Origin of the sequence: Streptomyces thermocarboxydus (assembly GCF_024760485.1) — a bacterium.
GTDB classification, from domain to species: Bacteria; Actinomycetota; Actinomycetes; order Streptomycetales; family Streptomycetaceae; genus Streptomyces; species Streptomyces cellulosae.
This window is the reverse complement of the sequence record NZ_CP058273.1, coordinates 4,180,762-4,193,978: the sequence shown is the minus strand read 5'-3', so window position 1 is coordinate 4,193,978 and position 13,217 is coordinate 4,180,762. Positions and strand designations below refer to the sequence as shown.

The window sequence follows — 13,217 nt, the reverse complement described above, 5'->3', positions numbered from 1 at the left end:
GCTCGGGACGCGGGGCAGTCTCCGGCTCGGGCGCCGACTCGGCTTCGGGCTGGGGGCGCGCTTCACGTTCCGGCTCGAGGCGCGCTTCGGCGGTCGGCTCGGTGCGCGCTGCGGCGTCCGGCTCGGGCCTAGGCTCGGCCTCCGGCGCCGGTTCCGGCTCCCGCTCGGGCGCGGGCTCGGGCTCCGGCTGGGGCGCGGGCTCCGGCCCGGTTCCGGCTCGGGCGCGGGCTCCGGCGCGGGCTCCGGTTCCGGCGCGGGCGCGGGACTCGCCGACTCGGGCTCCGGCTCCGGCTCCGGCTCGGGGCGCGCTTCAGGTTCCGGCTCGGGACGCGCTGCGGCGGTCGGCTCGGGCCGAGGCGCGGCCTCCGGCCCCGGTTCCGACTCCCGCTCGGGCGCAGACTCCGGCGCGGGCTCCGGCGCGGGCTCCGGTTCCTCGAACGCCGGCCGTGCGTGGTGCCACGGGGCGTCCGGGCGCGGGGCGGCGGGCGGCTTGCGGTCGCGCGGTTCCTCGGCGGGAGCCGCGGCCGTGTCGTCGGCGGCCGGTGCCTGGTCCTGCGCCCACGCTGCGACGCCGATCCCTCGGACGCGGACCGCGCCCGGCGGGGGCCGCCCGTGCCGGGCGCCCTCACGCTGCGATGCCGAGCCCTCGCTCGCGCTGCGCGCCCGGCGCGCGGGGGCGTCGGGCCGCCGGCTCGCGGACCCCTCGGACGCCGACCGCGCCCGACGAGGCGCGGCACCCTCAGTGGTGCCCGCTGACTCGCCGACCCCTCCGACACCGACCGCGCCCTGCGCGGAGCGGTCGGCGGCTGCGTCTCAGGCGCGTCGGTGCCGGCCCCCGTCCCCGCCGTCTGGCTCGCCGAGCCCTCGGAGACGGAGCGGGTGCGGCGGGGCGGGCGTTCGCCCGGGGTGCGGGCCGACGCGGTGGCCGTGCGGCGGGCGGGGCGGGCCGGGGCGGGCGGGAGCTGGCCCTTGAGCGGGCCCCACTCGTTCGGGTCGGGCACGCCCGGCGGCAGCATCTGGCGCCGCTTGGGCCCGCCGTGCTCCGACTCCCCCGGCTCCTTGGCGCCGGGCCACGCCTTGGCGACCCGGGCCGCGAGGACGAAGTCCTTGCGCAGCGGGTGGCCCTCGAAGGTATCGGGCAGCAGCAGGTGGTCGAGGCCGGGGTGTCCGGTGAAGTCGACGCCGAACATCTCGTGGGTCTCGCGCTCGTGCCAGGCCGCGCCCGCGTAGACGTCCACGGCGGACGGCAGGACGGGGGCCTCGTGCGGCACGGTGGTGCGCAGCAGCAGCCGCCGTACCGGGGCGAGCGCGGCGACGTGGACGGTGACGCGGAGGCCGGTGCCGGGTTCGTCGACCGCGCTGAGCCAGTCGAAGAAGGTGCAGCCGAGGCGGTCGCGGGCGGCTTCCAGGGCGGGGATCCAGGCGTCCGACGGCACGTCGACGGTGAGGACGTCGTACGCCTCCCCCGCCGTGGCCTGCGCGCCGAACAGGTCCTCGACGTCCGCGGGGAGCCAGCCGACGGCGGTCATCCGGCCTCCCCCTCGCCCTTGGCGCCGTCCTTCGGCGCGGACGGCCGGACCTCACCCTTCGTCGCGCCCGTCGTCGCGCCCTTCGCCGCGGGCGGCTCGACCAGCCCGCTCTGCAGCGCCGCCGCCGAGGGGCGGCCCGCGGAGGGGCGCCCGGCGGAGCCGGTGCCGTACCGCTCGCCCAGCGACTCGCGTGCGATCTTCTCCTGGAGCTTGAGGATGCCCTGGAGCAGTGCCTCGGGCCGGGGCGGGCAGCCGGGGACGTAGACGTCGACGGGGATGATCTGGTCGACGCCCTTGGTGACGGAGTAGGAGTCCCAGTAGGGGCCGCCGCAGTTGCTGCACGCGCCGAAGGAGATGACGTACTTCGGCTCGGGCATCTGCTCGTACAGGCGCTTGACCGCGGGCGCCATCTTGTCGGTGACCGTGCCGGAGACGACCATCAGGTCGGCCTGGCGGGGTCCCGGGGCGAACGGGATGACGCCGAGGCGGATGAAGTCGTGCCGGGCCATCGACGCGGCGATGAACTCGATGGCGCAGCAGGCGAGGCCGAAGTTGAAGACCCAGAGCGAGTAGCGGCGGCCCCAGTTGAGGACCACCTTCATCGGCTCCGGCGCCAGGCGCGCCAGGGCGCCCAGCCGCTTCGGCTCGGGCAGCGGTACGGGCTCCGGGGTCACGTCCATGTCAGGACGCCCTTCTTGTATGCGTAGAGCAGGCCCACGGCGAGGAAGCCGAGGAAGACGAACATCTCCACGAGGGTGGTCGCGCCGTAGCCGTCGGCGGCGAAGACGGTCGCCCAGGGGAAGAGGAAGACCGAGTCGACGGCGAAGATCACGTAGAGGAAGGCGTAGACGTAGTACCGGACCTGGGTGTGGGCCCAGCCCTCGCCGACGGGGTCGACGCCGCACTCGTACGTCAGCAGTTTCTCCGGTGTGGGCACCACCGGCCGCAGCAGGCGGCCCGCGCCGAAGGCGACGGCGACGAACAGCAGGCCGACGACGGCGAGCAGTCCGACGACCGAGTAGGACTGGAAGTAGTCCGCCGCGACGACGGTCGTTTCCCGCACGTCCGCCCCTCACTCCTCAGATCGGCGACCAGGCGCTCCTGCCTGTGCCCTGCCCTTGATCCGTGCCGGTGAACGCCGAACGCCACGGTCCGACGATCTGTACGCACGGGAGTCTAGGCCCTGATAAAGGCACGGTAAGCAGGCCCGTCGGGGCTCGGCATCCGGGGGTGGGGTTTTCCTCAGGTCAGCTTGGCGGTCCGCCTCATGGCGCGGGCCCCCCGGCGCCGGGCAGGCTAGGCCCCATGACCGAACCGACACCGCAGCCGGCCGGACCGGGCGACCGCCCGCCGCGGGCCCGCTTCGCCTACGACGCGCACACCTGGAAGGAGATCGCGCATCTCCTGACGAACCTCCCGGTGGCGCTCGTCGGCTTCGTCTGCACGGTGACCGCGCTGTCCGTCGGTGTGGGCCTGACGGTCACGGTGATCGGTCTGCCGCTGCTCGCGCTCGGTCTGACGGGGGTGCGGCAGCTCGGCCGGTTCGAGCGGGCGCGCGCGAGGGCGATGCTCGGGGTGCGGGTGGACGAGCCGAGCCCGCTGCCGTGGCGGAGGTCCGGAGGGTTCTGGCCGGGGCTGTGGCAGGCGGTCAAGGACCCGGTGGGCTGGCGGACGTGCCTCTACACGCTGATACGGATGCCGTGGGGCGTCGTCACCTTCACGGTCACGCTGACCGGGCTGTTCGTGCTGTGGCCGGTGCTGGCGTTCGTGGTGCGGGCGATGGCCGACGTGGACCGGGCGATGGTGCGGGGTCTGCTGTCGCCGTCGGACGAGTTGGAGAAGCGCATCGCCGAGCTGGAATCGGACCGCGGGGTCGTGGTGGACACGGCGGCGGCGGACCTGCGGCGCATCGAACGGGACCTGCACGACGGGGCCCAGGCCCGGCTGGTGAATCTCGCGATGGGGCTGGGCCTGGCCAAGGAGAAGCTGCTGGAGGACCCGGACGCGGCCGCGGCGATGGTCGAGGAGGCGCACGGCGAGGTGAAGCTCGCGCTGCAGGAGCTGCGGGACCTGGCGCGCGGCATCCACCCGGCGGTCCTCACCGACCGGGGTCTGGACGCGGCGCTGTCGTCGGTGGCCGCGCGGTGCACGGTGCCGGTGGCGGTCACCGTCGACCTGGCGGAGCGGCCGGCGCCCGCGATCGAGGGCATCGCCTACTTCACGGTCTCGGAGCTGCTGCAGAACGTCAGCAAGCACAGCCGGGCGCGGTCCGCGTCGGTGGAGGTGTGGCGGTCGGAGAACCGGCTGTTCCTGCAGGTGCGGGACGACGGCGTGGGCGGGGCGAGCCTCGACGGCGGTACGGGCATGAAGGGGCTGGCAGAGCGGCTGGGCGCGGTGGACGGGCTGTTCGTCGTGGACTCACCCGAGGGCGGTCCGACGACGGTGACGGCGGAGCTGCCGTGGCGGGACCGCTCCGGCACCCCGGCCGGGAAGGCTCCGGCGAAGGGGGCGTCCGCCCGCGCCCGGAGGTAGGGAAAACCCCCCTCCGAAGACTGCGACGGCCTTCATTCCCCGCCGACCTGCGGCGCAGCACTCTGGTTGTACGACAGCACAGCCGCTGGACGAGGAGAAGGACGACGCCGATGGCCACGGAGTACGGACAGGGCTACGGGCTTCCCACCGGGCCCGGACACGCGCGGGGCGTGGGGGGACGGCGGCACCGGATGCCGGCGGCGCTGCGGGCGCCGGTCGAGGGGCGCGCCTGGCGGGAGCTGGCCTATGTGCTGCTGAGCCTGCCGATGAGCATCCTGCTGTTCACCTACGCGGTCACGATGGTGTCGCTGGGCGCGGGTCTGCTGGTGACGTTCCTCGGGGTGCCGGTGCTGGCGGCGGCGCTCGCCGGGTGCCGGGGCTTCGGGTCGGTGGAGCGGGCCCGGGCGCGCGGGCTGCTCGGCCTGGACGTGGGCGAGCCGGAGCCGCTGCGGCTGAAGCGGCAGGGGTTCATGGGCTGGACCGGGGCGGTGCTGAAGAGCGGCACCTCGTGGCGGGCGCTGCTGTACTCGGTGATGCAGCTGCCGTGGGCGGTGCTGTCCTTCGCGGTGACGGTCACCTTCTGGACGCTGGGCTGGTCGCTGCTGACGTACCCGCTGTGGTTCTGGGTGCTTCCGCAGTACGCGGGCCAGGACGGCATACAGCTGTACGGCGACGAGCAGCGCGCGATCTACCTGGACAACCCGTTCGAGATCGCGGTGACCGCGGGTGTGGGTCTGCTGTTCACGCTGGCCACGCCGTGGATCGTGCGGGCGCTGACGACGGTGGACCGGGTGATGGTGCACAGGCTGCTGGGCCCGTCGCGGCTGGCGACCCGGGTGGTGGAGCTGGAGTCGGACCGCGGGGTCGTGGTGGACACGGCGGCGGCGGACCTGCGGCGCATCGAACGGGACCTGCACGACGGAGCCCAGGCCCGGCTGGTGAACCTGGCGATGGACCTGGGTCTGGCGAAGGAGAAGCTGCGGGAGGACCCGCGGGCCGCGGCGCGGATGGTGGACGAGGCGCACGGCGAGGTGAAGACGGCCCTGCAGGAGCTGCGGGACCTGGCCCGGGGCATCCACCCGGCGGTCCTCACCGACCGCGGCCTGGACGCGGCGCTCTCCTCGGTCGCCTCGCGGTGCACGGTTCCGGTGCAGGTGGAGGTGGACCTGTCGGAGCGGCCGGCGCCCGCGATCGAGGGCATCGCCTACTTCACGGTCTCGGAGCTGCTGCAGAACGTCAGCAAGCACAGCCGGGCGACCTGGGCGGCCGTGGAGGTGTGGCGGTCGGAGGACCGGCTGATGCTCCAGGTGACGGACAACGGCGTGGGCGGCGCGGACCTGGCGCGCGGTTCCGGGCTGGCGGGTCTGGCGGAGCGGCTGGACGCGGTGGACGGGATCCTCGTGGTGGACTCGCCGGAGGGCGGTCCGACGCGGGTGACGGCGGAGCTGCCGTGGCGTGTGGAGCGGGCGCGATGACCGCGGGGTGAGGTGAGCCGTCCGGCGGACGGACCCGGGACGGGTGCGGACTCCGGGCGGACGGACACGCGGGGCGGGCGCGGGCGGCAGCCGGCGGATCGCCCGCCGGACGTCCGGAGGGCGGGCCCGGGGCAACCCGGGCCCGCCGGCGCGCGCGTTGACGACACCCCCGATCGCGTCGCCCCGGCCCGTGCTCCCCCGGATGCTGGAATGCTGGACCCGACGGCCGGGCCCGCCACAAGGGCGGGTCCGGAGCGGTGTTGTGGGGGGACGAGGACGTGGAGGACAAGGTGCGGGTGGTCATCGCCGAGGATTCGGTGCTGCTGCGGGAGGGCCTGACCCGGCTGCTCACCGACCGGGGGCACGAGGTGGTGGCCGGGGTCGGCGACGGGGACGCGCTGATCAGGACGGTGGACGACCTGGCGCGGCAGAACCAGCTGCCGGACGTGGTGGTCGCCGACGTGCGGATGCCGCCGACGCACACCGACGAGGGCGTGCGGGCCGCGGTGCAACTGCGCAAGAGCCATCCGGGTGTCGGGGTGCTGGTGCTGTCGCAGTACGTGGAGGAGCGGTACGCCACCGAGCTGCTGGCCGGCTCCAGCCGGGGCGTCGGCTATCTGCTGAAGGACCGGGTGGCCGAGGTGCGCGAGTTCGTGGACGCGGTGGTCCGGGTGGCGCAGGGCGGCACGGCCCTGGACCCGGAGGTCGTGGCGCAGCTGCTGGGCCGCAGCCGTAAGCAGGACGTACTGGCGGGGCTCACCCCGCGGGAGCGCGAGGTGCTGGGGCTGATGGCGGAGGGGCGGACGAACTCGGCGATCGCGCGGCAGCTGGTGGTGAGCGACGGCGCGGTGGAGAAGCACGTCAGCAACATCTTCCTGAAGCTGGGGCTGTCCCCGAGCGACGGCGACCACCGGCGGGTGCTTGCGGTGCTGACGTACTTGAAGTCCTGAGGGGACGGCGGGAACTCCTGAGGGTCCAGAGCCGCACGTCTCGGCTCCGTGTCCACCATCTGGATCGTTCACTCGAATCCTTCAGGGGAAGCACCCCTCTCGGTCGTAGGGTTTATGCGGGGAAGGCCTGCGGGAAGGCCGTCCCGGACAGCCGCCTCGAGGAGGTCCAGTTCAGTGACCAGCCAGGTCAGCAGCCCAGCGGAGCAGGCCGACGGAACAGTCGTAGGAGAGCAGCGCACAGCGGCGGGAACGAAGGGCGTCCGCCGGCTCGACCGAGTGATCATCAGGTTCGCGGGGGACTCGGGTGACGGGATGCAGCTCACCGGTGACCGTTTCACCTCGGAGACCGCGTCCTTCGGCAACGACCTCTCCACGCTGCCGAACTTCCCCGCCGAGATCCGCGCCCCCGCCGGCACCCTGCCCGGCGTCTCGTCGTTCCAGCTGCACTTCGCCGACCACGACATCCTCACCCCCGGCGACGCGCCGAACGTGCTGGTGGCGATGAACCCGGCCGCGCTGAAGGCGAACATCGGCGACCTGCCGCGCGGGGCGGAGATCATCGTCAACACCGACGAGTTCACCAAGCGGGCGATGCAGAAGGTCGGCTACGACGCCTCGCCGCTGGAGGACGGCTCGCTGGACGGCTACCACCTGCACCCGGTGCCGCTGACCACCCTCACCGTGGAGGCGCTCAAGGAGTTCGGCCTCACCCGGAAGGAGGCCGAGCGCAGCAAGAACATGTTCGCCCTCGGTCTGCTGTCGTGGATGTACCACCGGCCGACGGAGGGGACGGAGAAGTTCCTGCGGTCGAAGTTCGCGAAGAAGCCGGACATCGCGGCGGCGAACATCGCGGCGTTCCGGGCGGGCTGGAACTTCGGTGAGACGACGGAGGACTTCGCGGTCTCCTACGAGGTGGCGCCGGCGGCGACGGCGTTCCCGCCGGGCACCTACCGCAACATCTCCGGCAACCTGGCCCTGTCCTACGGCCTGATCGCCGCCTCCCGGCAGGCGGACCTGCCGCTGTTCCTGGGCTCGTACCCGATCACCCCGGCCTCGGACATCCTGCACGAGCTGAGCAAGCACAAGAACTTCGGCGTGCGGACGTTCCAGGCGGAGGACGAGATCGCCGGCATCGGGGCGGCGCTGGGGGCCGCGTTCGGCGGGTCCCTCGCCGTCACCACCACCTCCGGCCCCGGTGTGGCGCTGAAGAGCGAGACGATCGGGCTGGCGGTGTCGCTGGAGCTGCCGCTGCTGGTGGTGGACATCCAGCGCGGCGGCCCGTCGACGGGTCTGCCGACCAAGACGGAGCAGGCGGACCTGCTGCAGGCGATGTACGGCCGGAACGGTGAGGCGCCGGTTCCGGTGGTCGCGCCGAAGACTCCGGCGGACTGTTTCGACGCCGCCATGGAGGCGGCGCGGATCGCGCTGACCTACCGCACCCCGGTGTTCCTGCTCTCCGACGGGTATCTGGCCAACGGCAGCGAGCCGTGGCGGATCCCGGAGCTGGAGGAGCTGCCGGATCTGACGGTGCAGTTCGCGCAGGGCCCGAACCACACCACCGCCGACGGCACGGAGGTGTTCTGGCCCTACAAGCGCGACCCGCACACCCTGGCCCGCCCCTGGGCGGTCCCGGGCACGCCGGGCCTGGAGCACCGCATCGGCGGGATCGAGAAGCAGGACGGCACCGGGAACATCTCCTACGACCCGGCCAACCACGACTTCATGGTCCGCACCCGCCAGGCCAAGGTCGACGGCATCGACGTGCCCGACCTGGAGGTCGACGACCCGGACGGCACCGCCCGCCTGCTCGTGCTCGGCTGGGGATCGACGTACGGGCCGATCACGGCGGCGGTGCGGCGGCTGCGCCGGGACGGGCAGCCGGTCGCGCAGGCCCATCTGCGCCACCTCAACCCCTTCCCGAAGAACCTCGGCGAGGTTTTGCGCGGATACGACAAGGTGGTGATCCCCGAGATGAACCTCGGGCAGCTCGCCACGCTCATCAGGGCGAAGTACCTGGTCGACGCCCGCTCGTACAACCAGGTCAACGGCATGCCGTTCAAGGCGGAGCAGCTCGCCACGGCGCTGAAGGAGGCCATCGATGACTGACGCCGACACGCTGCTCCAGCTCGTGCCCAAGGCCGAGGGCAGGCAGACGATGAAGGACTTCAAGTCCGACCAGGAGGTGCGCTGGTGCCCCGGCTGCGGTGACTACGCGGTGCTGGCCGCCGTGCAGGGCTTCATGCCGGAGCTGGGTCTGGCCCGGGAGAACATCGTGTTCGTCTCCGGCATCGGCTGCTCCTCCCGCTTCCCGTACTACATGAACACCTACGGGATGCACTCCATCCACGGACGCGCCCCCGCCATCGCCACCGGTCTCGCCACCAGCAGGCGCGACCTGAGCGTGTGGGTCGTCACCGGCGACGGCGACGCGCTGTCCATCGGCGGCAACCACCTCATCCACGCCCTGCGCCGCAACGTCAACCTCAAGATCCTGCTGTTCAACAACCGCATCTACGGCCTCACCAAGGGCCAGTACAGCCCCACCTCCGAGGTCGGCAAGATCACCAAGTCGACCCCGATGGGCTCGCTGGACGCGCCCTTCAACCCGGTGTCGCTGGCGATCGGCGCGGAGGCGTCCTTCGTGGCCCGCACCGTCGACTCCGACCGCAAGCACCTCACCGAGGTGCTGCGCCAGGCCGCCGACCACCCGGGCACGGCGCTGGTGGAGATCTACCAGAACTGCAACATCTTCAACGACGGCGCCTTCGAGGTCCTCAAGGACCGTCAGCAGGCCGAGGAGGCGGTGATCCGGCTGGAGCACGGGCAGCCGGTCCGCTTCGGCGCCGACGGCTCCAAGGGCGTGGTCCGCGACCCGGCGACGGGTGACCTGAAGGTCGTCGCCGTCACGCCGGAGAACGAGGCGGAGATCCTCGTCCACGACGCGCACAACGCGTCGCCGACGACCGCGTTCGCCCTGTCCCGGCTCGCCGACCCCGACACCCTGCACCACACCCCGATCGGTGTGTTCCGCTCCGTCGACCGGCCGGTCTACGACACCCTCATGGCCGACCAGCTCGACTCCGCCGTCGACCAGCACGGCAAGGGCGACCTCGCCGCGCTCCTCGCGGGCGGCGACACCTGGACCGTCGTCGGCTGAGCACCGGCGCGAGGGACGCGAGGGGGCCCCGGCACCACAAAGGTTGCCGGGGCCCTCTCGCGTGAGCTGGATGAAGTCAGCAGAAGTCGCTGAGCCCCCACCACTCGCCGTGGGTGCGCTGCGGGCCGTAGAGGATGCCGCCGGCCCGGCCGCGGTAGGTGATCAGCCAGCCCAGATGGCCCTCGAAGCCGTCGATCTTGTACTTCTCGTTGGTCACGGTGGCCAGGTCGGGACGCCCGTCGCCGGAGAAGTCGCCGACCGGGATCAGGTGCTCCATCGTGTTCCAGCCGCCGCTGCCGACGAGCTTGCGCGCGCCGAGCCGGGCCGTGGAGGTGCCCGGGTAGAGCCACAGCTTGCCGGTGGCCTTCTCCCGCGCGTACAGGTCGGGGCGGCCGTCGCCGGTCACGTCGCCCATGCCCGCCAGGGCGTTCATGCCGTTCCAGCCGCCGGAGCCGATCAGCTTGCGCGCGCCCAGCTTGGAGCCGGAGGCGCCCGGGTAGAGCCACAGCTTGCCCGTGGACTTCTGGACGGCGATCAGGTCGGAGCGTCCGTCGCCGGTCAGGTCGCCGTAGGCGGTGATGTGGTTCATCGCGTTCCAGCCGCTCGCGCCGAGCAGCCTGCGCGCGCCGAGGGAGCCGGTGCCGGTGCCGGGGTAGAGCCACAGCTTGCCGGTGGCCTTCTCCCGGGCGATGAGGTCCTCGCGGCCGTCGCCGGTGAAGTCGCCGTGCCGGGTGAGGGTGTTCATGGCATTCCAGCCGCCCGCACCGATGAGCCGGCCGGTGTCGTCGCCCGGGGTGAACCAGAGGCGTCCGGCCATGTCACGGGTGATGACGTCGGCCCGGCGGTCGCCGTTCATGTCGCCGAAGCCGGCGGCCGTCGGGGAGGTCTCGGAGACCCAGCTCGGGTAGGCGGGCTGATTGCACTCACGCTCGGTGCGGACGAACTTGATGGAGCTGATCGTCGGCGTCGGGTTGGTGCGGGACTCCCCCGGCTCGTCAGGCTCTTGAGGCCAGTAGGTGCTGCCGGGCGCATAGTTCTTGAGGTCGTACAGACAGGCGATCGACTTCGTGCGGTTGACGAAGGTGCGGATCTTGTTGTCCCAGCTGCCCAGGTCCGCGACGTTCGTCTTCGTCTTGTACATCGAGCCCTTGGCGGCCGCGTCCGCCCAGCCGCAGAAGTAGCCGGACGGGCAGTCGCTGGTACTCGCCGCGGCCGAAGCGGCGGTTGCGACGGTCAGGCCCGCGCCGGCCAGCGTGAGGCCGACAAGGGCCGCGACACCCTGCTTGAAACGTTTCCTCATGGATGGGTCCCCTCCCAGTGATGCGCGTTCCGCTCCTCGCACCCCCCGATGCGACGGCTCGCGGCGGGAGTCGGAACCCCGCGGCGGCGACACGCGCGAGCGTGATCGTAGAGCAATGCGGGGCACTCCGCGCCCACCGCGTACACTTTCCAGAAGTTAGCGCCAGTCGTACAGTTAGTGCTTACGCACGCACCCCGAGGAGTGGTCGCATCATGAGCATCGTCGTCACCGGAGCCAGCGGGAAGCTCGGCCGTCATGTGGTGGAGCAGCTGCTGGAGAAGGTCCCGGCCGGGCAGGTCACCGCGGTGGTGCGCAGTCCGGAGAAGGTCGCGGACCTGGCGGAGCGCGGGGTGCGGGTCGCGGTCGCCGACTACAACGCGCCGGAGACCTTCGACGGCCTGTTCGCGGCCGGCGACAAGGTCCTGCTGATCTCGGGCAACGAGTTCGACAAGGGCCGGGTGCGGCAGCACTCCGTCGTGATCGACGCGGCCAAGGCGGCCGGTGTCGCCCTGCTCGCCTACACCAGCGCCCCCGGCTCGCTGACCGCCGCGCTCGCCGACGACCACCGCGGCACCGAGCGGGCGCTGCTCGACTCGGGCGTGCCGTACGTCCTGCTGCGCAACGGCTGGTACCACGAGAACTACACCGAGAACCTGGCCCCGGTGCTGGAGCACAACGCGGTGGTCGCCGCCGCGGGCGAGGGCCGGGTCTCCTCCGCCTCCCGGGCCGACTACGCGGCCGCCGCCGTCGCCGTGCTGACCGGCGAGGGGCACGAGAACACGACGTACGAGCTGGGCGGCGACGAGGCGTGGAGCTTCGCCGAGTACGCGGCCGAGCTGAGCCGGCAGACCGGCCGGGAGATCGTCTACAACCCGGTCACGCCCGAGGTGCTCACCGGCATCCTGACCGGCGCGGGGCTGCCCGAGCCGGTGGCGGCCACGTTCGCCGGCGTGGACGCGGCGATCGCGAAGGGCGAGCTGGTGGTCGACAGCGGCGACCTGTCGCGGCTGGCCGGCCGCCCGACGACCCCGCTCGCCGAGGCGATCGCCGTCGCGCTGAAGGGCTGACCCAGGTCGGGCCCTGACTGCCCCCACCCCCCCGTCATGACCGTATGCCGGTACGGACATGACATGTGGGGGTGTGCGGCGTTACCTTCGTCCGGGTGGGTTCCGCGCGCGCGTCGGCGGTCCCGCGGATGACTACGGGACGCGATGGAACACGTTGGAGGGCCCCGTGACCGGGAAGCCGGCCGCAGAGCGGCGCATAGGACTGCTGAACGGCTTCGCGGCGTACGGGATGTGGGGGCTCGTCCCCCTGTTCTGGCCCCTGCTCAAGCCGGCGGGCGCGGTGGAGATCCTCGCCCACCGGATGGTGTGGTCGCTGGCCTTCGTCGTGGCCGCGCTGGCCGTGGTCCGCCGCTGGGCGTGGATCGGCGAGCTGGTGCGGCAGCCGCGCAAGCTGGCCCTGATCACGGTGGCCGCCGCGGTCATCACCGTCAACTGGGGCGTCTACATCTGGTCGGTGAACTCCGGGCACGTCGTCGAGGCGTCCCTCGGCTACTTCATCAACCCGCTGGTCACCATCGCCATGGGCGTCCTGCTGCTGAAGGAACGCCTGCGGCCCGCCCAGTGGGCCGCCGTCGGCATCGGCGCCCTCGCGGTCGTCGTCCTCACCGTCGGCTACGGCCGGCCGCCGTGGATCTCCCTGTGCCTCGCCTTCTCCTTCGCGACCTACGGACTGGTGAAGAAGAAGGTCAACCTCGGCGGCATCGAGTCGCTCGCCGCCGAGACCGCGATCCAGTTCCTGCCCGCCCTCGGCTTCCTGGTGTGGCTGGGCGCCCAGGGCGAGTCGACCTTCGGCGCCGAGGGCACGGGCCACGCGCTGCTGCTCGCGGCGACCGGCATCGTCACCGCGCTCCCCCTGGTCTGCTTCGGCGCCGCGGCGATCCGCGTGCCGCTGTCCACGCTGGGGCTGCTGCAGTACCTGGCACCGGTCTTCCAGTTCCTGCTCGGCATCCTCTACTTCAAGGAGGCCATGCCGCCGGAGCGCTGGGCCGGGTTCGCCCTGGTGTGGCTGGCGCTCATCCTGCTCACCTGGGACGCGCTGCGCACCGCCCGCCGTGCCGCCCGCGCACTGTCCGGCCGCCGCGCCGGCGCGGGCGACACCGCCGTCACGCCGGGCCGGGCGCCGGAGGGGCCGTGCCGGCCACCGCGCCGCTGAGCGAGGCCGGGGCGGCGGAGGCGGCAGCCGCGAAGGCGCCGGCGACCAAGCCGT

Annotated in this window: 11 protein-coding genes; 7 read left to right on the top strand and 4 right to left on the bottom strand. The window is 72.7% G+C overall.

The annotated features are described in order from the left end of the window. Positions 1-128: 128 nt before the first annotated feature. Genes AY578_RS19375 through AY578_RS19365 form a run of 3 tightly spaced genes read right to left on the bottom strand, consistent with a single transcriptional unit; the run spans position 129 to position 2,592 of the window. On the bottom strand, positions 129-1,529 hold the full coding sequence (locus AY578_RS19375) for an NADH-quinone oxidoreductase subunit C (protein WP_258903176.1): 1,401 nt from the start codon (positions 1,527-1,529) through the stop codon (positions 129-131). Continuing rightward, the gene (locus AY578_RS19370; protein WP_215188746.1) at positions 1,526-2,209 is read right to left on the bottom strand and encodes an NADH-quinone oxidoreductase subunit B; all 684 of its coding nucleotides are present in this window, start codon (positions 2,207-2,209) and stop codon (positions 1,526-1,528) included. The genes AY578_RS19375 and AY578_RS19370 overlap by 4 nt, the downstream gene beginning before the upstream one ends. After that, positions 2,200-2,592: an NADH-quinone oxidoreductase subunit A gene (locus AY578_RS19365; protein ID WP_019525264.1), complete on the bottom strand. Its 393-nt coding sequence runs from the start codon at positions 2,590-2,592 to the stop codon at positions 2,200-2,202. Before AY578_RS19365 ends, AY578_RS19370 begins: the two co-directional genes overlap by 10 nt. Before the next feature lie 242 nt (positions 2,593-2,834). Here AY578_RS19365 and AY578_RS19360 point away from each other — a divergent pair, with 242 nt between their 5' ends. The 5 genes from AY578_RS19360 (at position 2,835) to AY578_RS19340 (ending at position 9,643) form a co-directional block, all read left to right on the top strand. Further along, entirely contained in the window at positions 2,835-4,061 is a 1,227-nt protein-coding gene (locus tag AY578_RS19360; RefSeq protein ID WP_019525265.1) for a sensor histidine kinase AbrC1, read from the top strand. Positions 4,062-4,171: 110 nt separating this feature from the next. Beyond that, the gene (locus AY578_RS19355) at positions 4,172-5,536 is read left to right on the top strand and encodes a sensor histidine kinase AbrC2 (RefSeq protein WP_258903175.1); all 1,365 of its coding nucleotides are present in this window, start codon (positions 4,172-4,174) and stop codon (positions 5,534-5,536) included. A 290-nt stretch (positions 5,537-5,826) separates the two neighbouring features. Then, positions 5,827-6,486, top strand: coding sequence for a response regulator AbrC3 (locus tag AY578_RS19350; RefSeq protein WP_337590552.1), 660 nt, complete (start codon positions 5,827-5,829; stop codon positions 6,484-6,486). A gap of 174 nt (positions 6,487-6,660) precedes the next feature. After that, positions 6,661-8,592 carry a 2-oxoacid:acceptor oxidoreductase subunit alpha gene (locus tag AY578_RS19345; protein ID WP_028960052.1) on the top strand — a complete coding sequence of 644 codons (1,932 nt, stop codon included), beginning with the start codon at positions 6,661-6,663 and terminating at the stop codon, positions 8,590-8,592. Then, positions 8,585-9,643, top strand: coding sequence for a 2-oxoacid:ferredoxin oxidoreductase subunit beta (locus tag AY578_RS19340; RefSeq protein WP_019524511.1), 1,059 nt, complete (start codon positions 8,585-8,587; stop codon positions 9,641-9,643). The genes AY578_RS19345 and AY578_RS19340 overlap by 8 nt, the downstream gene beginning before the upstream one ends. Before the next feature lie 76 nt (positions 9,644-9,719). Here the strand turns inward: AY578_RS19340 and AY578_RS19335 are convergent, their stop codons facing one another. After that, positions 9,720-10,943 carry an FG-GAP-like repeat-containing protein gene (locus AY578_RS19335; RefSeq protein ID WP_258903174.1) on the bottom strand — a complete coding sequence of 408 codons (1,224 nt, stop codon included), beginning with the start codon at positions 10,941-10,943 and terminating at the stop codon, positions 9,720-9,722. 212 nt (positions 10,944-11,155) lie between these two features. On the opposite strand from AY578_RS19335, the gene AY578_RS19330 reads away from it, so the two are divergent. Both AY578_RS19330 and rarD read left to right on the top strand, forming a co-directional pair. Next, positions 11,156-12,010 carry an SDR family oxidoreductase gene (locus AY578_RS19330; protein ID WP_137209027.1) on the top strand — a complete coding sequence of 285 codons (855 nt, stop codon included), beginning with the start codon at positions 11,156-11,158 and terminating at the stop codon, positions 12,008-12,010. A gap of 166 nt (positions 12,011-12,176) precedes the next feature. Beyond that, a complete protein-coding gene (gene rarD, locus AY578_RS19325; protein WP_420341313.1) occupies positions 12,177-13,163 on the top strand; it encodes an EamA family transporter RarD in 987 nt (328 codons plus the stop codon). Positions 13,164-13,217: the final 54 nt, after the last annotated feature.